Raw genomic sequence first — 22,621 nt, forward strand, 5'->3', positions numbered from 1 at the left:
GATCCCCGCCTTCGCGGGGATGGCGGATCGACAGTGACGACGCGCCCGGCTGGAACACGGCGCTTAAAACCTTCTTAATCCGGGCCGTCCAGGATCGGCCGACACCATGACGACACCGCCTTGCGTAGCGTCGCCGCCGAACCTGCGACAATGACCGCACCGCATCCCCCGTTCAGCCTCAGCCCGCCAAGCTGCCGAAACTTGCGACCCCGCGCGGGCCGCGTGCGGCCGCACCTCTCCGGATGACGCCCCCCAGCATGACGACCGAAACGCCCATCGTCCGCCTGACCGACCTGCGACTGGATCGCGGCGGCCGCGCCGTGCTGCGCGACATCAACCTGTCGGTGCCGCGCGGCAGCATCGTCGCGGTGCTGGGCCCCTCGGGCAGCGGCAAGTCGACCCTGCTGTCGGCATTGACCGGCGAACTCGCGCCGGCCGCGGGCCGGGTCGAAGTGCTGGGCCGCGAAGTGCCGCGGCCCTCGCGCGCGCTGCTCGAACTGCGCAAGGGCCTGGGCGTGCTGCTGCAGGGCAACGGCCTGCTCACCGACCTGACCGCGGCCGAGAACGTGGCCCTGCCGCTGCGCACGCATACCGATCTGCCTGACGCGCTGATCCGCCGTCTGGTGCTGATGAAGCTCAACGCGGTCGGCCTGCGCGCGGCCGCCGACGCCTATCCGCGCGAACTCTCCGGCGGCATGGCGCGCCGGGTCGCGCTGGCGCGCGCGCTGGCCCTGGACCCGCCGCTGATGATCTACGACGAACCGCTGACCGGCCTGGACCCGATCGCCTCGGGCGTGGTCATGAGCCTGGTGCGCCGCCTCAACGACACCCTGGGCCTGACCAGCATCATCGTGACCCACCACGTGCACGAAACCCTGCCGGTGGCCGACCACGCCATCGTGATCGCCAACGGCGGCATCGTCTTCTCCGGCACCCCGGCGGACCTGGAAGCCAGCAGCGACCCGCTGGTGCAGCAGTTCCTGCGCGGCCAGCCCGACGGCCCGATCGCCTTCGATGCCGCGCCGCGCACGGCGGAGGCCGCGTGATGGCCTTCGTCGACGCCACCCGCCAGCTCGGCCGCGCCGGCCTGTTCACCCTGTCGGTGTTCCGGGCCTCCAAGCCGACTCCGGACTTTTTCCGCGAGCTGATTCGCGAAATCTACAAGATCGGCGCACGTTCGCTGCCGATCATCGCCGTTGGCGGCGCGTTCGTGGGCCTGGTGCTGACCCTGCAGGGCTACCGCACGCTCGCCACCTTCGGCGCCAGCAACTCGCTGAGCACCCTGTTGGGCCTGTCGCTGTACCGCGAACTGGGCCCGGTGCTGACCGCGCTGCTGTTCATCGGCCGCGCCGGCAGCTCGATCGCGGCCGAGCTGGGCCTGATGCGCGCCACCGACCAGATCACCGCGCTGGGCCTGATGGCGATCGATCCGGTCGGCAAGGCGGTCGCGCCGCGCTTCTGGGCAGCGGTGCTGAGCGTGCCGCTGCTGACCGGGTTCTTCTGCAGCTTCGCGATCGCCGCCAGCTATCTGGAAGCGGTGCACGTGATCGGCCTGGACCCGGGCTATTTCTGGCCGGCGCTGAAGGACAACGTCGATTTCGTCGACGACTTCTGCGTGGCCCTGTTGAAGTCGGGCGTGTTCGGCGCGATCGCGGCGCTGGTCGCGGCCTACGTCGGCTACCACGCCGAGCCGACCATCGAAGGCACCTCGGTCGCGACCACCAAGGCGGTGGTCAACGCGTCCTTGCTGGTGCTGATGTTCAACTTCGTCATGTCCGCGTTGTTGTTTAAGTAAAGCATCGCCCGCGCATAGAGTTTCGGAGACCCACCTCATGTCCGTCCGCAGTCCCCGCATCGAATTCGCCGTCGGCGCGTTCCTGTTGCTCGCCCTGGCCTCGCTGCTGGTGCTGGCGATCGCCTCCACCAACGGCAAGTGGGGCTTCGGCGGCGACAGCTACGCGCTCAAGGCCCGCTTCACCACCATCGGCGCGCTGCGCCCGAACGCGCCGGTCAAGATCGGCGGTGTCGCGGTGGGCCAGGTCGCCAACATCGAACTCGACCCCAAGACCTTCGAGTCCAAGGTCACCCTGGCGATCAATAGCCAGTACAAGGGCCTGCCCGCCGATACCTCGGCCGGCATCTTCACCAGCGGCCTACTGGGCGAGAGCTATATCGGCCTGACCCCGGGCGGCGATCCGGAGCCGCTCAAGCCCGGCGACGAGATCTTCCTGACCCAGCCGGCGGTGGACTTGATCCAGCTGGTCGGCAAATACATGTTCAGCGGTGGCGGCGCCCAGGGCGGCGACAAGAAGGAAGCCGCGACCCCCGCCGCCGAAGACGTGCCGGCGTATTTACAAGGCGATGCCCCCAAGGGCGACGCCGCCCCCACCCACGACGAGAGCAAGCCATGAAGCGCAACCTCATTTCCCTCGTAATCGCCTCGGCGCTGCTCGCCGCCGCGCCGGCGATCGTGTTCGCGCAGTCCGCGCAACCGGCCGCGACCGCGCCGGCCGGATCGCCCAGCCAGATGGTGCTGAGCAACAGCACCCGCATCCTGAGCACGCTGGAGGCGCGCCGCGCCGAGTTCACCAAGAACCGCGGCGCGCTGAGCAAGTTCATCGCCACCGAGTTCAACCAGATGTTCGACCGCGACTACGCGGCGCGCCTGGTCCTGGGCGCGCACGGCCGCGGCGCCTCCGACGCCGACGTCAAGCTGTTCGCCGACGCGCTCAGCACCAGCCTGATGCAGCGCTACGGTTCCTCGCTGCTGGACTTCAACGCCAAGCTGCAGGTGCGGATCAAGTCCGAGACTCCGCTGCGCGGCGGCGCCATCGTCAAGGTGTCCAGCGAATACCTGCGCCAGGGCGGCGAGCCGGTGCCGGTGGATTACCTGATGCGCAAGGTCGGCGCGAACTGGAAGGTGTTCGACGTGATGGTGGAAGGCGTGAGCTTCGTGCAGACCTTCCGCAACCAGTTCGACACCCCGCTCAAGCAAAAGACCATCCCCCAGGTGGCCGCCGACATCCAGGCCGGCCGTCTGCAGGCCCAGGCCCAGGGCAACTGAGCATGAGCGCGGCCACGGTCCGACGCGAAGGCGAGGCGCTGGTGTTCGCCGGCGCGCTCGAGCGCGCGGCGGTGGCGGCGTTGTGGCGGCAGGCGCAGCCGCTGTTGAAGGACCTGCGCCGGCTGGACCTGAGCGCGGTCAGCGAGGTCGACAGCGCCGGTCTGGCGCTGTTGGCCGAACTCGCCGCGCGCGCGCCCGGCGTAAGCGTGATCGGCACCCCGCCCGGCCTGACCGAGCTGCGTGCCGCGTACCGACTCGACGAGGGATTGGGCTTTTCCAGCTGATCCCGAACACACCGTTGCGGTCGCCATCGCCTCAGGGACATGGCCGGGCCGCCCTTAGCGAATAGACTGCGACCATGCGCTCCCCCACCCCCGTAATCGCTCTCGCCCTCGTCCTGTTGCCGTTGGCGGCCAACGCACAACAGATGTCGGCGCAGCAGCGCGAGACCTTCGAATCCTGTCTGGCCGCCGGCGACGGCAGCGCGGACGCGGCCCTGGCCTGCCGCCGAAAGATCGAGGACGGCGCGACCCAGCCGACCGCCGCTACGCCCGCCGAAGCGGACGCGGCCGCGCAGGCACGGTCGGCCGTCATGGCCGAAGCGGAAGCCGCCGACGCCGCCCAGCGCGCCGCCGCGGCCGCCGCCGACGCGAGAGCCTCCGCCACCGCGGCAGCGCAGGCGTCCAACGCCGCGTCCGTCTCCGCGCTGGACGCTTCCACGCCGGCCGACATCGAGGCGGTGGCCGACACCGCGACCGCGGCCGGCGCGGCGGCAGCGGCGGAAGCCGCGCAGCAGGCGGCCCAGGACGCGGCCGCGGCCCCGGCCGTCGACGCCACCGCCGCAGCGGACGCCGGCGTAGCCAGTCCGGCCGATCAGCGCACGCAAGCCGAGCGCGATTTCGACGCGCTCTACGGCGCGCAGTCGCAGGAATACGATCCGGTCGCCGACCCGACGCTGCCCGCGCCGGCCTCGCTGCCGACCATCTACGACCCGTGGGAGCGCTACAACCGCAAGATGCACCGCTTCAACAACGCGGTGGATCGCGTCATCGCCAAGCCGCTCGCGCGCGCCTACGTGCGCGTGGTGCCGCGGCCGGTGCGCCTGGGCGTGAGCAACTTCTTCAACAACCTCGGCCAGCCGGTGTCGGCGGTCAACGCCCTGCTGCAGGGCAAGCCCAAGCAGGCTGCGCAGTCGCTGGGCCGTTTCGCGCTCAACAGCACGGTCGGCATCGGCGGCATCTTCGACCCGGCCAGCGACGCCAAGCTGCCCAACCGCAGCGAGGACTTCGGCCAAACCCTGGGCATCTGGGGCTGGAAGCGCTCGCGCTACCTGGAACTGCCGCTGTTTGGCCCGCGCACCGTGCGCGACGCCTTCGGCGCGGTCGGCGACGCCCCGCTGAGCCCGTTGCGCCAGGTCGAACGCGACCGCATCCGCATCCCGATCCAGGGCCTGCAGCTGGTCGACGTGCGCGCCCAGCTGATGCCCACCGACGCCCTGCGCGAAGGCGCCGAGGACGACTACACCCTGGTCCGCGATTCCTGGATGCAGCGCCGCGACTACCAGATCTTCGGCGACCGCATGGACGCCGAAGACCAGGGCCTGCCGGACTACCTGCGCGACGATAGCAACCCCAGCGTGCCGGCCGATGCCATGCCGCTGATGCCGACGGACGCGAATTACAACCGTTGAAGCTCAGTAGCGCGGGTCGAACATTCCACGCGATGTGCTCCTCTCCCGCTGGGAGTAGGGAAAACAAAGACCCGACGCCATCTAGCCCCTCTCCCGCCTGCGGGAGAGGGGTTGGGCTGAGGGCCGCCGCAAGCGCGCAGCCTCAACCTCGACCGCTGCCCTCATCCGCCCTGCGGGCACCTTCTCCCGCCAGCGGGAGAAGGCGAATCAAAGGCTCTGCGTACTGAGCCCCTCTCCCGCTTGCGGGGTGAGGCGCGGCGCGAGCCACTGGCTCGCGCTGGGCCGAACGCCCGACCGCTGTGCGGTCGGGCCGGGGTGTGGGTTGGGGTGAGGGCCGCCGCCGCAGGCGCTTAGCTCCAACCTCAGTCGCTGCCCTCACCCGCCCTGCGGGCACCTTCTCCCGCCAGCGGGAGAAGGGAAATCAGAGGCTTTGTTTCTGAGAGCGTCGCCCACCCTCAAGTCTCATCGTCGCCCTCAGCGAAATCATCCGCCCCCAGCAACCGCCGCGCCTCGTCTGCCGGCAGTGTCTCCACGCCCTTCAATTGCCGCTCGATCGCGCGCGTGCGTACGCCCGCGGCGTCGATGCTGTTGCGCACCGTATCCAGCTGCGTGCGGGTCTTCTCCAGCACGCCGGCGAACTTGCCGAACTCGTTCTTGACCGCGCCCAGCAGCTGCCAGACTTCGCTGGAGCGCTGTTCGATCGCCAGCGTGCGGAAGCCCATCTGCAGGCTGTTGAGCAAGGCCAGCAACGTGGTCGGCCCGACCAATGTGACGCGGAAATCGCGCTGCAGCGTCTCGAACAGCCCCGGCCGGCGCAGCACCTCGGCGTACAAGCCTTCGGTGGGCAGGAACAGCAGCGCGAAGTCGGTGGTGTGCGGCGGCGCCAGGTATTTGTCGCGGATGCGCTTGGCTTCGACCTTGACCTGACGCTCCAGGCCGGCGGCGGCGATCGCCAGCGCCTCGGGATCGGCGCGGTCCTGGGCATCGAGCATGCGCTCGTAGTCTTCGCGCGGGAACTTGGCGTCGATCGGCAGCCGCACCGGTTGTTCCGGCGTGGTGCCGGGCAGGCGCACCGCGTATTCGACGCGCTCGCCACTGCCGGGAACGGTGGCGACGTTGCTGTCGTATTGCTCGATCGTGAGCACCTGCTCCAGCAGCGCGCCCAGCTGCACTTCGCCGAAGGTGCCGCGGGTCTTGACGTTGGTCAGCACGCGCTTGAGGTCGCCGACGCCGTTGGCCAGCTGCTGCATCTCGCCCAGGCCGCGCTGGACCTGTTCCAGGCGCTCGGATACCAGACGGAAGGATTCGCCCAGGCGCGTTTCCAGCGTGGTCTGCAGCTTCTCGTCCACGGTCGCGCGCATCTGCTCGAGCTTGGCGGTGTTGTCGGCCTGCAGCTCGCGCAGACGCTGTTCCAAGGTGGTGCGCAGCTCGCCCAGGCGCAGCTCGTTGCGCTGGGTGAGCTCGTTGAGGCGCTGGCCCAGGCCTTCGGCGAAACGCTGCTGCAGCTCCGCCGCCTCGCCGCGGCCCTTGCGCGCATCGTCGGTCAGGGTGACCACCAGCTGATCCAGGCGTTGGTCGGTACGCTGGGTGAGTTCGGTGAGGCGGCCGCCGAAGCCCTCGATGCGCTGCTCCTGCGCCGACGACAGGCTGTCGAGCTGCTGGCGCAATTCTCCGCGCCCCTCGCGCTGTTCCTCGCGCAGCGACTGCTCCAGGCGCCCGTCGGGCTTGCGCAGCAACAGCACGATCAGCAACACGATCGCCACCAGCACGGCGATCAACAACAGGGTCAGCAGCAGCGGGGTTTCGGCCATGGCGACAGTGTAGCCCGCTGGGTCTCAGGGGCTAAGAAGCGGCTTGCCGGGAGGGCGATCGGGTTGAGATAGTGCCGCGCATCGTCGTCGCACTCCGCGTCGTCCAAGGCCGGAAACCCGCATGCGTATCAAGTCGCTCGCGCTGCTATTGTCGATCGCATGCCTGGGGACCGCGGCGCAGGCCGCCGAGCCGGCCGCGGAGTCCGACAGCGCCAAAATGATCCGCCTGACCCAGGCGCTGGAGCACGACCTGCTGGGCGATACGGACAATTCCATGCGCGCCTGGTTGCTGGATTGGCTGATGCAGACGCCCGATCACACCGTCGTGGTCTGCGACGTCGTAAGCCCCCTGGTCAAGGACGACCGCGCGCCGAATGCCGGCATTTACGTGCTGCAGCAGATGTTCGGCAACGGCGCCTATCAGATCGGGCACCCGGACGATAAGGATCCTGGCGCGCCGCAATTGGCCGGCGTCGAAAGCATGCTGCGCGCCTATAGCGCCGTACTGACGAAACAGCCGCAGTCGCGCATCGCGTATCTGGACACGTTGCTGGAGCAGCAGACGGCCGGCAAGCTCAAGCAGTACATGACACCGATCATCGACGAGAAGTGCACGAAGGCTCCGGCCGCGAAATCCGACGCCTGATCGTTGTCGCAACGCTATGCCCGCCACTACGCTGGAACGCCATGACCTCGACTACGCGCCAACGCCTGACCCAGACCGCGCGCATCGGCCTTGCGATCAAAGTGGCCGTGATGATGCCGGCCTTGACGGCCTGCCTGGTGGTCTTCTTTGGCAAACGCGGCGGCGAATCGGCATTCGTGGCCTGGTGCTTCGACTACTGGTGGGCGGCGCTGCTGTCAGGCGTGTTTGCCCTTGTCGTCATCGAGCTGGTGGTCGTGCTGTTCATGCGCTGCCCTCATTGCAAGTTCCGCCTCGCGCGCGCGCACGGCCCAAGCTGGGCGTTCTTCGTCCTCAATGCGCACATCCGCTACTGCGCGCACTGCGGGCGGTCGCTGGACGAAGCCAAGACCACCGCCGTTCGCTAGCGCGTCGCGCCTAGCCAGCCCGGATTCTGCTTCCACCGCGCCTCCAAAAACTCCACGAACGCGCGCACCTTGGCCGGCACATAGCGCCGCTCCGGCATCACCGCGTGCACGTCCAGGCCGGCGATCTCCCAGTGCGGCAGCACGCGCTGCATGCGGCCGTCGCGGATCTCGTCGGCGATGGCGAACTCGGGGATGCGCGCGATGCCGGCGCCGGAGAGCACGGCGGCCTTCAAGGCCAGGCTGGAGTTCGCGTCCAGGCGCGCGCCCAGAGCGACGCGCACGACTTCGTCGCCATGGCGCAGCTCCCAGGTGCGGCCGGTCGCGGCCAGGCTGAAATGCAGGCAGTCGTGCGCGGGCAGTTCGTCGGGGCGCTGGGGGTGGCCGCGCCGCCGCAGGTATTCGGGCGAGGCGCATAGCCAGACGCGGCTGTAGGAGATCGTGCGCGCCACCAGGCTGGACGCTTCCAGCCGGCCCAGACGGATCGCCAGGTCCTGGCTTTCCATCACCAGGTCGGTGGGGCGGTCGTCCAGCTGCAGGTCCATGTCGATCTGCGGGTACTGGGTGAGGAAGTCGCCCACGTGCGGGGCGACATGCAGCACGCCGAAGCTCATCGGCACCGACACGCGCAACCGGCCCTGCACCACTTCGCCGGTGCCGGCGACGGCATCCTCGGCCGCGCGCGCCTCGGCGAAGGCCGACTGGGCATGGCGCAGATAGGCCTGGCCGGCCTCGGTCAGGCTGAGCCGGCGCGTGGTCCGGTGCAGCAGGCGCGTGCCCAGCCGCCCTTCCAGCGCCGAGACCTGCTTGCTGACCGCGGCCTTGGACAGGCCCAGGGCGTCGGCCGCGCGCACGAAGCTGCCCAGCTCGGCCACGCGCAGGAAGGCGAGCAGGCCGGCGAGGTCGGGGACGGGGAGGCGCCCCTGAGGGATTGTTGACATGGGGAAACAGTTTAAGCACGTCCGGGCCGATTATCCGCAGGCCCGGAATCCGTAACTTGGCCTCGTCCCCACCGGTACGACGCCATGAACCTCACCACGAAGCGCTTAGTCCTCACTCTGCTGGCGGGCAGCCTGGTCGGCGCCATCTTCGTGATCAGCAAGCTGCTGCTGGGGCGCGGCCTCAGCCCGTTGATTGTTTCCCTGATCCAGACCGCCGGCGCCGCCGCGGTGCTGCTGGCGGTGCAGCGCGCGCGCGGCGAACGCCTGCCGCTGGACCCGGCCTCGCGCCGTTTCTACCTGATCGCCGCCCTGATCGCGGTGGCCGGCTCGGCCCTGCTCGGCAACTGGGTGCTGGCGCGCATCCCGGCCGGCATCTTCACCGTCGTGGTGACCTTGTCGCCGATGTTCACCTCGCTGTTCAACGCCCTGGTTGAACGCCGCTGGCCGTCGCCGACCGCAATGCTGGGCACCGGCCTGGGCCTGCTCGGCGTGCTGCTGGTGCTGGTGCCGCGCGCCAAATCGGTCGAGGCCGAACAGGCGCTGGCGCTGACCGTGGCCCTGGGCGTGCCGGTGCTGCTGGCGATCGGCAACGTCTACCGCAGCCGCTACTGGCCCAGCGGCCTGAGCGCGCCGATGTCCAGCGCCGGCACGATGCTGGTGCAGGCGCTGGCGGTGCTGCCGCTGATCGCGGTGAGCGGCCAGCGCGCGAGCGTCGAGCAGCTGGCCGCGTCCTGGCCGCTGCTGCTGGCGATGGTGCTGGTGACCCTGTCGGCCAACGTCGCCGCCGCCGCCCTGCAACGCATCGCCGACTCCGTCGCCTACAGCCAGATTGGTTACGTGATCGCACTGACCGGCGTGGTCTGGGGCGCCGTGCTGTTCGGCGAGCGCCTGGGCTGGAGCTTCGTGCCGGCGCTGGCGCTGGTGTTCGCCGGCGTCGTGCTGGCCAACCGTCGCGTCGTCGCCGCCCCTGCGGCGGTCCCCGCCAATGCCGCGCTGCCCGCTCTGAACGGCGCGCGCTGAATCCCCACCCTCCACTCGGAATCCCGTCATGCGTCTCTCGCCAGTCCGTACCGCCCTGCTTTCGATGTTCGCCCTGTTCGCCGCCGCGCCCGCCCACGCCGATCTGCGCGACCCGCTCACGCGCGACAACAGCGCGGTGCTGATGGTCGACTACCAACCGCAGTTCGTGTTCTCGGTGCAGTCGATCCCGGTGCTGGAGCTGATCAACAACGCGGTCGGGTTGAGCAAGGCCGCCAAGGCCTTCGAGGTGCCGACCTTCTACGCCACCATCAGCGCGCAGCGTTTCGGTGGCCCGTTCTTCCGCCAGCTCACCGACGCGCGTCCGGAACTGACGCCGTTCGATCGCACCTCGATCGACGCCTGGCAGGAACCGCGCCTGCGTGCGGCGATCGCGGCCACGGGGCGCAAGAAGCTGCTGGTCAGCGGCTTGTGGACCGACAGCTGCGTGACCCTGCCGGTGCTGTCGGCGCTGAAGGACGGCTACGAGGTGTACGTGGTGGTCGACGCCAGCGGCGACGTCAATCGCGAATCGCACGAGATGGCGGTGCAGCGCATGATCCAGGCCGGCGCGGTGCCGGTGACCTGGATGGCGGTGATGCTGGAATGGCAGGGCGATTGGGCGCGCGGCAACACCGGCGCGCAGGTGCAGAAGATCGCCCAGGAACACGGCGGCGGCTGGGGCCAGGGCATCGACTACCACCAGTCCATGGTCGCGCCGCGCAAGTAAGCGCCCGCGCGCGCTCGACGGCCGCATCGCCACACGGCGTTGCGGCCGTCGGCGTTACAGTGACGGCTTCCTTAGCAATCGCGGCGCAGTCCACGCTCGCCGCCCGGAGTTGTCATGGCCGCCTGGTTCACCGTCGCCGCCCCCTTGATCCCCGAAATCCTGCGCCTGGCGCGGCCCTACTTCACGCGCGCGCCGCAGCAGACCAACGCCGCTGTTTCCGATGTGGTCGCGGTGCAGATCACCGAGCTGCAGGACGTGGCCGCGCAGAACGCCGAGTCGATCAAGGTGCTGGCCGCGGAGATGCAGAAGACCCTGGCCACGCTGCAGGAAGCGTCGATGACGCTGGAGCAGCGCCTGCGCCGAGCGCGGCGTTTGAGTTTGGTGTCGTTGGCGGTGGCAGGCGTATCGCTGGCGGTGGCGGTGGCGAGTTACGCGCTGGCGACCTAGCGGCGCGCGCGGCCGCCCCTGCGGCGCTTGCTGTGGGAGCGGCGCGAGCCGCGATGCCCGTGATGCTTTCTGTGGGAGCAGCGCGAGCCGCGATGCCCGTGATGCTTTCTGTGGGAGCAGCGTGAGCCGCGATGCCGGTGATGCTTTCTGTGGGAGCGGCGTGAGCCGCGATCGCGACAAGGCGCGCGGCCGCGGCTCTCACCGTCGCGCGTGCACTGCGTGCGGATTCGTGCGGATCGCAGCGACGCCGGCGGGCGATCGCGGCTTACGCCGCTCCCACAGGAAGCGAGGGCCGCGGTCGCTCTTACGAAAGCGGAAGCGAGAGATCGTCGTCGTGCGATTTTCGCGGTCGCGGCTTTCGCCGCTCCAACAAGAAGCGAGGGCCGCGCCACGCCTGCCGGTAGCAGCAGGCGCGGCGCGGTCGGTCAGTCCAGGACGCGGCAGAACACCGCCTTGAGGTAGCGCGACTCGGGCACCTGGGCCAGCCAGGGGTGGTCGGCGCCGGCGCCGGAGACTTTCAGCACCTGCACGGTGCGGCCGGCGTAGAACGCGGCGCGGCGGATCATGTCGAGGAACTGCTCCTCGCTGACCAGGCCGGTGCAGGAGAAGGTCGCGAACAGGCCGCCGGGCTTGACCACGCCCAGGGCCAGCTTGTTCATGTCCAGGTACTTCTTCAGCGCCGGGATCACCTGCTCGCGGTCGCGGGTCATCTTGGCCGGGTCCAGGATCACCACGTCGAAGCGCTCGCCCGCGTTACCCATGTCGCGCAGGTAGGGGAAGATGTCGGCCTGGACGAACTTGACGTGGGCGTTGTTGAGCTTGGCGTTGGCCTTGGCGATGTTGATCACGTCGGCGTCGATGTCCACGCCGATCACTTCCTCGGCGCCGCGCGCCTTGGCGTAAACGCCGAAACCGCCGGTGTTGCAGCACAGGTCGAGCACGCGCTTGCCGGCGACCTGACGCGACAGCCACTCGCGGTTCTCGCGCTGGTCGGCGAAGAAACCGGTCTTGTGCGCGCCGGCCGGGTCGGCGCGGAAACGGATGCCGTATTCGGTGATCGTGGCCGGCGGCACCGCCTCGGTGCCGCGGAAGTCGAAGCTTTCCTGCTTTTGCACGTGCTCGTCGGCGAAGGCGTAGAAGCGGCAGCCCGGGAACTGCGCGCGCAGGGCGTCGTAGATCCATTCGCGGTAACGGAACGCGCCGGCGCTGAAGTACTCGACCACCAGCAGATCGCCGTAACGATCGACGACCAGGCCGCTGAGGCCGTCGCCTTCGCTGTGGACCACGCGCCAGGCGTCGCTGACCTCGTCCAGGCGCAGCACGTCGCGGCGCAGCGAAACCGCGGCGGCGATCTTGCGCGCGAACCAGTCGGCGTCGATGGTCGCGTCGGGGTCGTTGTCGAGCATGCGCAGGGCGATGCGCGAATGGCCGTTGTAGAACCCGCGGCCGATCCACACGCCGTCGACGCCGACGACGTCGACGATGGAGCCGGGTTTGGGGCGCTGGGCGGGCTTGTCGACCAGGCGCTGGAAGATCCAGGGATGGGTGGATTTCCAGGCGTTCTTGAGGCGTACGGTAGGCAGATCGTTGTTCATCGCCGCATTTTACGCGGGTTGGACGCGGCTCCGGGGGTTTGGCTGCGGCGCGCGCCGGCCCGCGCGTCCCATCGGCGGGACAAACTGGCCCGCCTCGCCCGGCTTGTATTCGCGCCCGGCGGTGCCAATCTCGCAAACATGCACCTGCCCACTCCCGATGCCCCGCCCGACACCCCCGCCCAGCGCGCGGCCGACCGCGGCCGTTTCGTGCGCGCCCTCAACGCCAGCCTGGCCTTCGTGCTGGTGCTGGCGGCCGTCTACAGCGCGCAGGGCCAGTTCGACGTCGGCGCCTGGTCGGTCCAGCCCTGGTCGCTGGAGGGCCTGCTGGGCCTGCTGACCGCGCCGCTGCTGCACGGTTCGATCGAGCACCTGGCCACCAATGCGATCTCGCTGCTGATGCTGGGCCTGCTGGCCGGCGGGGTCTACCCGCGCGCGACCCTGCGCGCCCTGCCGCTGATCTGGCTGGGCTCGGGCCTGGGCGCCTGGCTGCTGGGCAGCGCCGGCAGCCATCACCTCGGCGCCAGTGGCCTGACCCACGGCCTGATGTTCCTGGTGTTCGTGCTGGGCCTGCTGCGTCGCGACCGGCCTTCGATCGCCGCGGCCATGATCGCCTTCATGTTCTACGGCGGCATGCTGCTGACCATCCTGCCGCGCGAACCCGGCATTTCCTGGCAGGCCCACCTGGGCGGCGCGGTCGCGGGGGTGATCGCGGCCTTCCTGTTCCGCCGCAGCGACCCCTTGCCGCCGCGCAAGCGCTACAGCTGGGAGGACGAGGAAGACAGCATGGTGCCGGCCAACGACGAACTGGAACCGCCCAGCCCGCGCGAGGTGCCGGTGCTGTGGAACCGCCCCGATCCGGAGCAGGGCGTGGTCCTGCGATTTCCGCCGCGGCGCGAGCCGTGAAGACCCCGGCTTAACCCGGTCGCGGCGGCAGGCTAGAGTGGCGCATCGACCGCAGCCTTTGCGGCCACAAGGACCCACCCGATGCGCTTCGTTTCCCGTGCCCTGGTGCTGAGCGCCCTGCTGCTCGCCAGCCCGCTCGTCGTCGCCAAGGGTGCCTGCCTGATCCAGGGCCAGCTCTCCGGCATGTCCTTCACCGACTGCAGCGAAGTCGACGCGGCCAGCCCGGACGGCGCCTACAAGATGCAGTGCGAATCCAACGCCGCCTCGATCAAGTCGGTCGGCGGCAACGCCACCGCCACCGTCAGCGGCGCCTGCCCGGCCGACCCGCAGGGCATCTGCGAGAACCCGATGGGGCGCAAGGTGCGCACCTACTACTACGGCCGCAACGCGCAGACGCTGGTGGTCACCCAGCGCAGCTGCGAAAGCGCGGGCGGCACCTGGCGCTCGCCCTGAGCGCGGCGAGCGAATCGGCCATGACCTGCGCCCTGCTGGTGATCGACGTGCAAAGCGGCCTGTTCGACGGCGAACCGCGCCCGGACGACGCCGACGCCGTGATCGCGCGCCTGAACGCGCTAATCGCGCGGGCGCGCGACGCCGGCACGCCGGTGATCTTCATACGTCACGAACGCATCGGCACTCTGCTGGAACCGGGCGCGCCCGGCTGGGCGTTCCAGGCCCAGCTCGACGTCCACGACGACGACCTGATCGTCGGCAAGACCTCGCCCGACGCCTTCCTGCGCACCTCGCTGGAAAGCCTGCTGCAGTCGCTGGACGTCGACCACCTGGTGATCGGCGGCTACGCCAGTGATTTCTGCGTCGACACCACCACCCGCCGCGCCGCCGCGCTGGGCTATCCGGTGACCCTGGCTGCCGACGCCCACACCACCCACGACAAGCCGCACCTCACCGCCGCACGCATCCGCGAGCATCACAACGTCACCCTGTCGGACATCGTCAGCTTCGGCGTCGAGATCCGCGCGCTCGACAGCGCGCAGATCCAGTTCGAACGGCTCGAGCGGCCGACCACGCGCGGGACGCGCGGCTGACACGGGCCGACCCGGCCCATTGATTCCGACCGTACGCGCACAGCGCGTATCGGCAGCCACGCCATCGCCAGGCCGCAACCGCGCCTACTGCGGCGGCCGCTCGGTCTCTTGGTCCGGATCGTCGTGCGGCGTGAGCACGGGCGGGTGTTCCAGCGGCGGCGGCGGATTCACCGGGGCCGGGTACAGCATCGAGGCCGGCTTCATCGTGGCCAGCACCTCCTTGGTGTTGTCGTAGCGGTTGCCGCCTGCGACCAGAGGCAGGCTGTGCGGGTCCAGCGTTTTCATGATCGGTCCTTTGTGCGATGCGATGGCAGCTCGCGCGAAGCGCTGCGTGCGCGCCGCACGCCCGGAGGACGTGCGGCGCGGATCCGGGGCGATACCGCCGCGGTTTACTTCAAGATTTCGGTTTCCTTGTCCGGGCCGGGGGGCACGGGGATCGGATTGGGCAGCGGCGGCGGACGGGTGGTGTCGACCGGCGGCTTGGGCTTGACGATGGTGGTGTCGATGCCCTGGCCGCCGGCGATGCGGCGCAGGTCCTGCGTGTCGATGGACTTCATCGGTGTATTCCTTCGTTGAGTGGTAGCGGCCGCGCAACCTTGCGCGACGCGGCCGGGTTCGCGAGCGCGGCGCTGACCGCGCCGGCGACATCGGCCGTTATTCAGTTCGTAGCGGCGAGGCAAAACCCGACACGGCGCCTGCGCGCTCATGCGCCGATGCGGCCGCGCACCGAATACAGCGGTTCCAGCAGCCACTCGTACAAGCGGCGGCGCTCGCCCAGGATGTCCGCGTCCAGGCGCATGCCCGGACGCAGCGCTTCCGCCCGGCCGTAGGCCAGGATCGATTGCCGCTCCAGGGCCACGACCACGCGGTAGGCGTTCTCGCCCTGCGCCGCGTCCGCCCCGGCCGCGACCGCGCTGCGCGAGACCCGCAGCACTCGGCCGCGGTGCTGACCGAACTTCTGGTACGGGAACGCGCGGTAGCGCAACAGCACGCGATCGCCGGGCGCGACGAAGCCGATGGCGGAACTGGGCACCCACAGCTGCGCCTGCAGTTCGGAGCCGCTGGGTAGCAGGCTCAACAGCGGCTGGCCGGCCTTCACGGCCTGCCCGGGTTCGACCAGGCGGCTGGCGACCAGACCCGGCACCGGCGCCTTGATCATCAGCTCGCCGCTGGCGTCCTGCAGCAGGCGTTCGTGTTGCAGTTGCGCCAGAAGCTGCTGGTGCTCGGCGCGCTGCTGCGCGCGCTGCGCCGGCAGTTCCAGCAGGCTTTGCTGCAGTTGCGCGAGTGCGCGCTGCGACTGGCTGGCCTGGCGCTGCATCGCCTGCTGCTGGCCGACCAGTTCCAGCAGCGCCTGCTCCTGCTGCCTGAGTTGCAGCTCGCTGGCGTAGCGCTGCTCCACCACCGAACGGTAACGGCCGACGGTATCGCGGCCGATGCGCACCTGCTCGGTACGCGTGGCCAATTCGGCGCGGGTTTGCGCCTGCTCCTGGCGCAAGGCCTGGATCTGCCGCAGCAGGCCGTCGCGCTGGGCCTGCATCTGCTCGTCCTGCGCGGTGTCCAGGCGCCGCAATCCGTCCAAGCGCCGCTCGATCCCGACGCCCGCGGCGGTGTGCAGGTCGGCGCCCGCGGCGGTGATGCGCGGAATCTGCACCAGCGCCAGCGCGCTGCCCGCCGTCACGCGTTCGCCCTCCTGCGGGAACGAGCGCGCCAGCACGCCATCGGCCGGCGCCAGCACCGTGGACAGGCCCAGGTCCGGCACCAGTTCGCCGCCGACGGTGGCGCGGCGCGTGTACTGACCGAAGGCCAGGAACGCCAGGATCGTGGCCGCCAGCGCCACCGCCAGCGCCGCCAGCAGCCATAGGCTCAGCGGCTGCAGCAGCGACACCGTACCCAGCCAGCTGCCGCGCCGCGCCTGCACTGCCTCGGGCCGGAACAGATCCGCACTCATCGCGGCGCTCCCGCCGGCGCCGGCTCGCGACGCTCGGCCAGCGCCAGCACGCGCTCCTGCGGCCGGTACTCTTCGACGATGCGTCCGCGCTCCATCACCAGCACGCGGTCGGCGCTGGCGATGGTTTCGGGACGGTGCGCGATCACCACCCGTGTCAGCGCCAGGCCGGCGATGGCCTGATTGACCAGGCGCTCGCTGCGCACGTCCAAGTGACTGGTGGCTTCGTCCAGAAACAGGATGCTGGGCCGCCGATACAAGGCGCGCGCCAGCACGATGCGCTGCTTCTGCCCGCCGGACAGGCTGCTGCCCATATCGCCGATCAGGCTGTGATAGCCCATCGGCATGGCGACGATGTCCTCGTGCACGCAGGCCAGGCGCGCGGCCTGCTCCACCCGTGCCGGATCGGCATCCTCTTCGAAGGCGATGTTGTCGGCGATGCTGCCGGCGAACAGCTGGTCGTCCTGCATCACCACGCCCAGCGTCGCCCGATAGTCGCGCAGACCGATCGCGGCGATGTCCTGGCCGCCTACGCGCACCGTGCCTTCCTGCGGCACCGCCAAACCCAGCATCAGTTTGACCAGGGTGGTTTTGCCGCAGCCGGAGGCGCCGACGATAGCCACCGATTCGCCGGCGCCGATGCGCAGCGCGCAGTCGCGCAGCACCCAGGGTTCGCCGTCGGCATAGCGATAACCCAGGCCGTCCACCTCGATCGCGCCATCGGCCGGAACCGCCGCCTGCGCGCGCTCGCGCGCTTCGCGTTCGGGCGGCTCCAGCACGATGTCGGCCAGACGCTCGCCGTGCAGACGCAGCATGCGCAGTTCCACGCCCTTGTCGATCAGCCCGGCCACGCGCGCGGAGAACTGATCCTTGTAGCTCAGGTAGGCGATCAGCATGCCCACCGAGAACAGGTTGTCCATGGCCATGCCCGCGCCGAGCCAGATCACCAGCACGCGCTCGAAACCGAACAGCAGCTGGTTGATTCCGTTGAAGCCCAGACCCAGCCGCGCCAGCCAGACCTCGCGGTCGCTGGTCGCGTGCATCAGGTTGGCGTACGCGGCCGCGCGCCCGGCCTCGCGGCCGGCCAGCTTCAGCGATTGCAGTCCGCGCACCGACTCGAGCAGGTAGCTCTGCTGGCGCGCGCCGGCGATCAACTGGCGTTCGGTGCCGTCGCGCATCGCCGGGAACGCCGCCGTGCGCAGCGCCAGATAGGCCGCCACCGTCAGCAGGGTCACCAAGGCCAGCTTCCAGCTGTAGACCAGCAACATGACCAGGGTCGCCGCGGCCATCAGCCCGTCGATGAAGGCCTCGACGAAGCTGGTCGACAACGCGCGCTGGATGCTGTGCACCGAGCCCAGGCGCGAGATCACGTCGCCCAGGTGGCGCTTGCCGAAGTAACTCATCGGCAGCCGCAACAGGTGCCGGAACACGTTGCCGTTCCATTGCAGGCCCAGCGCGGTGGACAGGTGGACCACGGCCCACGCGCGCAGCGCGCCGATGGCGGCCTGAAACACCACGCTGGCGGCGAAGGCCAGGCCCAGGACGGCGAGCAGGTCGCGATCGGACGCGATCAGCACCTGGTCGATCACGCCCTGCATGAAGAACGGCGCGATCAGCACGAACACCTGCAAGGCCGCGGACAGGCCGAACAGCAAGGCCAGCGAGCGCCACAGGCCGCGGACCCGGCCGATCAGCTGGCGCAGCGGCAGCGCGGGCGGCGCGGGCGCGCGTTCGAAGGCTACGCCTGGGCTCAGTTCCAGCGCCACGCCGGTGAAGTGGCGCGAGACTTCCGCGCGCGTGAGGCTGCGTTCGCCCAGCGCCGGATCGAGCACGCTCACGCGCTCGCCGCGCACTCGCGTCAGCACCACGAAATGGTTCAGATCCCAATGCAGGATGCAGGGCATGCGCAGACGCTGCAGCTCGTCCAGCTCCAGGCGCAGCGGCCGGCCCTGCAGGCCCAGTTGCGCGGCGGTGTCGATCAGCTGGCCCAGATGCGCGCCTTTGAGCGACATGGGGTAACGCCGGCGCAATTCGCGCAGGCCCACGGCGTAGCCGTGATGGGCGGCGATCATCGCCAGACAGGCCAGGCCGCACTCAGCGGCTTCGGATTGGACGATGGCGCGCTTGGCGTTCATGCGGCGGGAGCCCGCGATTGAGGCGACGAACGAAGATCGCAACGGGCGGCCGCGACGGCCGCCCGCTGCGTGCGGGCTTACAGCGCGTACACCGGACCGGGCTGCGTCGGCGGCCACGGCGACGGTTGCGGACGCGGGAACGGGAACGGCGGGCGGGGGTCGGTGCAGGTGCCTCCGGTTGCCGGATCGGTGATCACGCCGCCGGCGACGGCGTCCAGCTGTTTGCGATCGAGTTCTTTCATGATCCGGCGCCTCACTTCTTATCGATGATGATCACTTCCGGCAGGCGCACCGTGTCGGTGGGCGGCGGATTCTGCGGCTTGACGATACGGATGGTGTCCTGGTCGCCGCCGCCGGCGACTTGCTGCAGGTGTTGCGGATGAAGGGTGTGCATCGTTGGCTCCTTGCTGGATGAGGGTGCGTTCCTTGCGCGGGGTGACCGGGTCGCGTCCCTGCGTCCGCGGCCGTACCGATGTCAGCGCGCGCTCAGCGTTGCCGACGTCGGCGGGGTTTGGACCGGCGCGCCGCCGTCGCGCGGCACCGGCTTGAGCACATGGCCGGGGTCGGTGCAGTCGCGCCCTTGTTCGTCGACGCCGCGGCCGCCGCCGACGGCCGCTCGGTGTTGTGGTTCCAGTACTCGCATCGTCTTGTCTCCGGTGAGGTGGTGCGGCGCCGATCGCCGGCCCGTGATCCCTAGTTCGTAAGCCCGGGCGAAAACCCGACACCGGCATGCGACCCGATAGCGGCCGGCGTATGCTGGCCGCACCAAGGACAGGTACGGGGGCGCGATGACGGATCCGCAGACCCGGGGCGAGGTCACCGCCCTGCTGCAGGCTTCGCGCGCGGGCGACGCGCAGGCGCGCGACGCGCTGTACCGCCTGGTCTACGGCGAACTCAAAGGCATCGCCCTGCGCCACCTGGCGACGATGGGCCGACCGCTCGTGGATCCCACCGAGCTGGTCCACGAGGCGCTGCTGCGCCTGCTGGGCGACCGCGTCGACGCGCAAAATCGTCAGCACTTCTTCCGCATCGCGGCCACCGCGATCCGCTACACCCTGATCGACCTGATCCGCCAGCGCCAGGCCGAGAAACGCGGCGGCGGCGCGATCATCACCCGCTTCGACGAAGCCCTGGAGCGGGCTCCGGAAGGGGCTCTGCCCGAGCAGCGCTGGCTGGAAGTGGAAGCGGCGCTGGCCGCTTTCGAAGGCCCTTATCCGCGCCAGTGCCGCACGATCGAACTGGCCTACCTGGTGGGTTTGAAGCAGCATGAGATCGCCGACGCGCTGGCGGTCAACGTGCGCACGGTGGAACGCGATCTGCGTTTCGCCAAAGCCTGGCTGCGCGAGGAGCTGGACCGATGACGCCCGAACAGCATGCCCGCATCGAGCAGCGCTTCCAGGAGGCGCTGACCCTGACCGCCGACCAGCGCTCCGATTTTCTCCAGCGCAACGAGCCCGACCCGCAGGTGCGCGCGGCGGTGGAGCGGCTGCTCGCGCACTGCGCGACCGAAGGCCGCACCGACCCCGTGCTGGGCCGACTGGCGCAGGCCTTGCACACCGCCGCGCCGATGCCGCCGCACGCCATCGGCGCCTACCGCCTGCTGCGCGAACTGGGCAGCGGCGGCATGGGCACGGTGTATCTGGCCGAGCGCGAGGCCGGCGACGGCGTGCAGCGGGTCGCGCTGAAACTGCTGCACGGAGCCTGCGGCGACACCGCGCGACGGCGCATGGCGCGCGAACGCGGCCTGCTGGCCAGCCTCGACCATCCGCTGATCGCCCGCCACATCGACGGCGGCACCAGCGCGCAGGGCCAGCCCTATCTGGTCATGGACTACATCGACGGGGCACCGCTGCACGAGCATCTGGCGCGCTCGCCCGGCAGCCTGCGCGAACGGCTGCAGTTGTTTTTGCGCTTGTGCGCGGCGGTCGACCATGCGCACCGGCGGCTGGTGCTGCACCGCGACCTCAAGCCTTCCAACGTGATCGTGCGCGGCGACGGCGCGCCGGTGCTGCTGGACTTCGGCATCGCCACGCTCATCGACGGCGGCGACGGCCCCGCGCACACCGTGACCGTGGCCTTCACCCCGGGCTACGGCGCGCCCGAGCAGCGACGCGGCGACCCGGCAACCACCGCCACCGACGTGTTCGGCCTGGGCGTCCTGTTGTTCGACCTGATCACCGGCCGGCGCTTGTCGCAACTGCGCGGACCCGACGCGGCGGTGCCCGCGCCGAGCGTCAGCGTGGAAGCGACGGCACTGCGACGGGCCTTGCGCGGCGACCTCGACCGCATCGTCCTGACCGCCTGCGCCGAAGACCCCGGCGAGCGTTATCCCAGCGCGGTCGCGCTGGCCGAGGACGTGCAGCGTCACCTCGACGGCCAGCCGGTCGTCGCCGCGCACGGCGGCGCCGTCTACCGCCTGCGCAAGTTCGTCGGCCGCCATCGCCTGGCCACCGCCGCCAGTCTGCTCGCGATGCTGGTGGCCAGCGGCCTGGTCTGGCGCCTGGACAACGAGCGCGACCGCGCCGTCGCCGCCGAACATACCGCGCAGGCCGCGCGCGCGCGCGCCGAGCGCGAGGCGCAATACACCGAGGCGTCGCGCAAATTCCTGGAATCGGTGTTGGCCGAAACCGCGCCCGACGCCGTGCGCGGCGCGCCGGTCAGCGTGTCGGCCCTGCTCGCGCGCGCCGCCGACAAATTGCAGTCCGATACGCGCCAAGACCCGCGCACGCGCGCGATCGCCTGGCTGACCATCGCCGAGGTGCAGGAAGCCATCCGCGATCCCCAGGCCAGCCTGCGCGCCGTCGACGCGGCCGACGCGGCGATCGCGCGTCTGGATCGCGACGACCCTGAACTGCGCGCGCGCCTGCTCAGCGCGCGCGGCTCCGCCCTGCAAGGCATGGAGCGGCCGGAGCAGGCGATGGCCACGCACCGCGAACTGCTCGCGCTGCGCGAGCGCCAGGGCGCCGACGCCACCACCCTGGCGCAGGCCTACGTGGACTACATCGCGTCGGCCCTGCAGGCCGCCCAGGACCAGGAAGTCGAGCGCGCGGTCCGCCGCGCCACGGCGATCCTGGACGCCGGCGGCGAAGCCGCGCCGGAGCTGCGCCTGGAGCTGACGATCGCCTCGATCGCGCCGGCGTTGGCGGCCGACGATCTGCCGCGCGCCGAACGCCAGTTGCTACGCGCACGCGCGCTGGCCGCGCCGGTCTGGCCGGCCGACCATCCAGGCCGGCTGGTCCTGCACCGTCTGGCCGGACAGCTGCGCAGCGAACAACTGCGCCTCGACGAGGCCCTGCGCGAAACCCAGGAAGGCCTGCGCATCGCGCGTACCGCCTACGGCGAACGCAGCCGCAACACCATGGAAATGGAAAGCGAGCTGGGCGACATCTACCACCAGATGGGCCGGCTGCGGGAAGCGGTGGAGCATTCCGAGCGCGCTCTGCGCATCGGTATCGACCTGGGCCTGGATCCGCGCCTGCTGGCCAAGCTGCAGATCGCGCTGGCCTCGGTGTACGGCGAAAGCATGGGCGAGCCGGTGCGCGCGATCGAACTGCTGGACCAGGCGCTGCAGTGGATGCAGGCCTACGGCGACGAGCCGGACCTGCAGCCCTGGCGGATGCGCGCGCTCAACGTGCGCGCCATGTCCCAGGTCGCGCTCAAGCGCGATGCCGCCGCAATGCCGGACTACGAAGCGGCCTTGGCGCTGGCGCGCACCCACGCCGACCCCAAACAGCTGATCAGCATCCAACTGCGCATGGTCCGTCCGCTGATCCGAGAGCGCCGCTACCAACGCGCGCAACAGCTGCTGGACGAGTCCGAGCGCCGGATCGCCGAGGGCCCGCCCGAGCACAAGAACTTCGAGCCCGGCCTGCTCGCGCTCAAGGCCGATCTGGCGTTCAAGCGCGGCGACCTGGCTGCGGCCTCACGGCAGGTCAAGCGCGCCTTGGCCGCGGCCGCGGCCAGCCCGGCCTACGACCCGCTGATGATCGCCAACGTGCAGCTGATGGCGGCCGAGATCGCCCATGCCCGCGGCGAGCGCCAGTCCGCGCGCGACCTGCTCAAGCACGCCACCGCGGCTTACGACGCCGGCCTGCCGCCCGGCGCGATCCAGCGCGTGCGCGCCGAACAGCTGCGACGCAAGCTCAGCGGTTGAGTACTGCGGCGAGCATGGCGGGCCGCTGGCGCGGCGCTGGGCGTACGGCCCGTTCGGTCGCCGCATGCCGGCGACCGCAACACCGCGCTGCGCTGAG

General features: G+C 70.3%; 26 protein-coding genes. 16 read left to right on the forward strand and 10 right to left on the reverse strand.

What is annotated here, in order from left to right; genetic code table 11:
- The first annotated feature begins 257 nt into the window (after positions 1 to 257).
- The 6 genes from ASD69_RS09690 (at position 258) to ASD69_RS09715 (ending at position 4,754) form a co-directional block, all read left to right on the forward strand.
- Positions 258 to 1,046, forward strand: a complete 789-nt coding sequence (locus ASD69_RS09690) for an ATP-binding cassette domain-containing protein (RefSeq protein ID WP_056177298.1) — start codon at positions 258 to 260, stop codon at positions 1,044 to 1,046.
- Entirely contained in the window at positions 1,046 to 1,795 is a 750-nt protein-coding gene (locus ASD69_RS09695) for an MlaE family lipid ABC transporter permease subunit (protein ID WP_056177300.1), read from the forward strand. Before ASD69_RS09690 ends, ASD69_RS09695 begins: the two co-directional genes overlap by 1 nt.
- Positions 1,796 to 1,832: 37 nt before the next feature.
- Positions 1,833 to 2,411, forward strand: a complete 579-nt coding sequence (gene mlaD / locus ASD69_RS09700; RefSeq protein WP_056177303.1) for an outer membrane lipid asymmetry maintenance protein MlaD — start codon at positions 1,833 to 1,835, stop codon at positions 2,409 to 2,411.
- A complete protein-coding gene (locus ASD69_RS09705; RefSeq protein ID WP_056177305.1) occupies positions 2,408 to 3,064 on the forward strand; it encodes an ABC transporter substrate-binding protein in 657 nt (218 codons plus the stop codon). The genes mlaD and ASD69_RS09705 overlap by 4 nt, the downstream gene beginning before the upstream one ends.
- Positions 3,065 to 3,066: 2 nt before the next feature.
- On the forward strand, positions 3,067 to 3,348 hold the full coding sequence (locus tag ASD69_RS09710) for an STAS domain-containing protein (RefSeq protein ID WP_056177307.1): 282 nt from the start codon (positions 3,067 to 3,069) through the stop codon (positions 3,346 to 3,348).
- 74 nt (positions 3,349 to 3,422) lie between these two features.
- Positions 3,423 to 4,754, forward strand: coding sequence for a VacJ family lipoprotein (locus ASD69_RS09715; RefSeq protein WP_343123759.1), 1,332 nt, complete (start codon positions 3,423 to 3,425; stop codon positions 4,752 to 4,754).
- A 455-nt stretch (positions 4,755 to 5,209) separates the two neighbouring features.
- On the opposite strand, the gene rmuC is transcribed toward ASD69_RS09715, so the two are convergent.
- Positions 5,210 to 6,565 carry a DNA recombination protein RmuC gene (rmuC, locus tag ASD69_RS09720; RefSeq protein WP_056177309.1) on the reverse strand — a complete coding sequence of 452 codons (1,356 nt, stop codon included), beginning with the start codon at positions 6,563 to 6,565 and terminating at the stop codon, positions 5,210 to 5,212.
- Between the two features lie 121 nt (positions 6,566 to 6,686).
- Here rmuC and ASD69_RS09725 point away from each other — a divergent pair, with 121 nt between their 5' ends.
- On the forward strand, positions 6,687 to 7,211 hold the full coding sequence (locus ASD69_RS09725; RefSeq protein WP_056177311.1) for a hypothetical protein: 525 nt from the start codon (positions 6,687 to 6,689) through the stop codon (positions 7,209 to 7,211).
- Between the two features lie 41 nt (positions 7,212 to 7,252).
- Entirely contained in the window at positions 7,253 to 7,615 is a 363-nt protein-coding gene (locus tag ASD69_RS09730) for a hypothetical protein (RefSeq protein ID WP_056177312.1), read from the forward strand.
- Here the strand turns inward: ASD69_RS09730 and ASD69_RS09735 are convergent.
- The gene (locus ASD69_RS09735) at positions 7,612 to 8,553 is read right to left on the reverse strand and encodes a LysR family transcriptional regulator (protein WP_082576409.1); all 942 of its coding nucleotides are present in this window, start codon (positions 8,551 to 8,553) and stop codon (positions 7,612 to 7,614) included. The two genes, ASD69_RS09730 and ASD69_RS09735, sit on opposite strands and share 4 nt — an antisense overlap.
- An 84-nt stretch (positions 8,554 to 8,637) precedes the next feature.
- Here ASD69_RS09735 and ASD69_RS09740 point away from each other — a divergent pair, with 84 nt between their 5' ends.
- From ASD69_RS09740 to ASD69_RS09750, 3 genes are all read left to right on the forward strand, one after another.
- Positions 8,638 to 9,573, forward strand: coding sequence for a DMT family transporter (locus ASD69_RS09740; RefSeq protein ID WP_056177315.1), 936 nt, complete (start codon positions 8,638 to 8,640; stop codon positions 9,571 to 9,573).
- A gap of 28 nt (positions 9,574 to 9,601) precedes the next feature.
- Positions 9,602 to 10,300, forward strand: coding sequence for a hydrolase (locus ASD69_RS09745; protein WP_200943976.1), 699 nt, complete (start codon positions 9,602 to 9,604; stop codon positions 10,298 to 10,300).
- A gap of 114 nt (positions 10,301 to 10,414) precedes the next feature.
- Positions 10,415 to 10,747 carry a hypothetical protein gene (locus ASD69_RS09750; protein ID WP_056177317.1) on the forward strand — a complete coding sequence of 111 codons (333 nt, stop codon included), beginning with the start codon at positions 10,415 to 10,417 and terminating at the stop codon, positions 10,745 to 10,747.
- Positions 10,748 to 11,172: 425 nt separating this feature from the next.
- On the opposite strand, the gene ASD69_RS09755 is transcribed toward ASD69_RS09750, so the two are convergent.
- The gene (locus ASD69_RS09755) at positions 11,173 to 12,342 is read right to left on the reverse strand and encodes a class I SAM-dependent rRNA methyltransferase (protein WP_056177318.1); all 1,170 of its coding nucleotides are present in this window, start codon (positions 12,340 to 12,342) and stop codon (positions 11,173 to 11,175) included.
- 138 nt (positions 12,343 to 12,480) lie between these two features.
- On the opposite strand from ASD69_RS09755, the gene ASD69_RS09760 reads away from it, so the two are divergent.
- The 3 genes from ASD69_RS09760 to ASD69_RS09770 all read left to right on the forward strand — a co-directional run bounded on the left by ASD69_RS09760 (position 12,481) and on the right by ASD69_RS09770 (position 14,291).
- The gene (locus tag ASD69_RS09760) at positions 12,481 to 13,245 is read left to right on the forward strand and encodes a rhomboid family intramembrane serine protease (RefSeq protein ID WP_056177320.1); all 765 of its coding nucleotides are present in this window, start codon (positions 12,481 to 12,483) and stop codon (positions 13,243 to 13,245) included.
- Positions 13,246 to 13,326: 81 nt separating this feature from the next.
- The gene (locus ASD69_RS09765) at positions 13,327 to 13,698 is read left to right on the forward strand and encodes a hypothetical protein (protein ID WP_056177322.1); all 372 of its coding nucleotides are present in this window, start codon (positions 13,327 to 13,329) and stop codon (positions 13,696 to 13,698) included.
- 20 nt (positions 13,699 to 13,718) lie between these two features.
- Positions 13,719 to 14,291 (forward strand): cysteine hydrolase family protein, encoded by a 573-nt coding sequence (locus ASD69_RS09770; protein WP_056177324.1) that lies wholly within the window; start codon positions 13,719 to 13,721, stop codon positions 14,289 to 14,291.
- 84 nt (positions 14,292 to 14,375) lie between these two features.
- Here ASD69_RS09770 and ASD69_RS09775 read toward each other — a convergent pair whose 3' ends face one another.
- The 7 genes from ASD69_RS09775 to ASD69_RS21880 form a co-directional block, all read right to left on the reverse strand.
- Positions 14,376 to 14,576 carry a hypothetical protein gene (locus ASD69_RS09775; protein ID WP_056177326.1) on the reverse strand — a complete coding sequence of 67 codons (201 nt, stop codon included), beginning with the start codon at positions 14,574 to 14,576 and terminating at the stop codon, positions 14,376 to 14,378.
- Positions 14,577 to 14,680: 104 nt separating this feature from the next.
- Positions 14,681 to 14,848: a hypothetical protein gene (locus tag ASD69_RS21865; protein ID WP_157489525.1), complete on the reverse strand. Its 168-nt coding sequence runs from the start codon at positions 14,846 to 14,848 to the stop codon at positions 14,681 to 14,683.
- 146 nt (positions 14,849 to 14,994) lie between these two features.
- Positions 14,995 to 16,239: an HlyD family efflux transporter periplasmic adaptor subunit gene (locus ASD69_RS09780; protein WP_056177328.1), complete on the reverse strand. Its 1,245-nt coding sequence runs from the start codon at positions 16,237 to 16,239 to the stop codon at positions 14,995 to 14,997.
- On the reverse strand, positions 16,236 to 18,371 hold the full coding sequence (locus tag ASD69_RS09785) for a peptidase domain-containing ABC transporter (protein WP_056177330.1): 2,136 nt from the start codon (positions 18,369 to 18,371) through the stop codon (positions 16,236 to 16,238). Before ASD69_RS09785 ends, ASD69_RS09780 begins: the two co-directional genes overlap by 4 nt.
- Before the next feature lie 77 nt (positions 18,372 to 18,448).
- Positions 18,449 to 18,613: a hypothetical protein gene (locus ASD69_RS21870; protein ID WP_157489524.1), complete on the reverse strand. Its 165-nt coding sequence runs from the start codon at positions 18,611 to 18,613 to the stop codon at positions 18,449 to 18,451.
- A gap of 11 nt (positions 18,614 to 18,624) precedes the next feature.
- Complete coding sequence (locus ASD69_RS21875) at positions 18,625 to 18,765, reverse strand: hypothetical protein (protein WP_157499134.1); 141 nt, start codon at positions 18,763 to 18,765, stop codon at positions 18,625 to 18,627.
- Between the two features lie 81 nt (positions 18,766 to 18,846).
- Entirely contained in the window at positions 18,847 to 19,014 is a 168-nt protein-coding gene (locus tag ASD69_RS21880; RefSeq protein WP_157499135.1) for a hypothetical protein, read from the reverse strand.
- 145 nt (positions 19,015 to 19,159) lie between these two features.
- Between ASD69_RS21880 and ASD69_RS09790 the strand changes: the two genes are divergently transcribed.
- Together ASD69_RS09790 and ASD69_RS09795 are read left to right on the forward strand one after the other, a co-directional pair.
- Entirely contained in the window at positions 19,160 to 19,732 is a 573-nt protein-coding gene (locus tag ASD69_RS09790; protein WP_056177332.1) for an ECF-type sigma factor, read from the forward strand.
- A complete protein-coding gene (locus ASD69_RS09795; protein WP_056177335.1) occupies positions 19,729 to 22,524 on the forward strand; it encodes a serine/threonine-protein kinase in 2,796 nt (931 codons plus the stop codon). Before ASD69_RS09790 ends, ASD69_RS09795 begins: the two co-directional genes overlap by 4 nt.
- Positions 22,525 to 22,621 lie beyond the last annotated feature (97 nt).

The sequence above is a fragment of the Lysobacter sp. Root604 genome, from assembly GCF_001427505.1.
GTDB lineage: Bacteria > Pseudomonadota > Gammaproteobacteria > Xanthomonadales > Xanthomonadaceae > Lysobacter.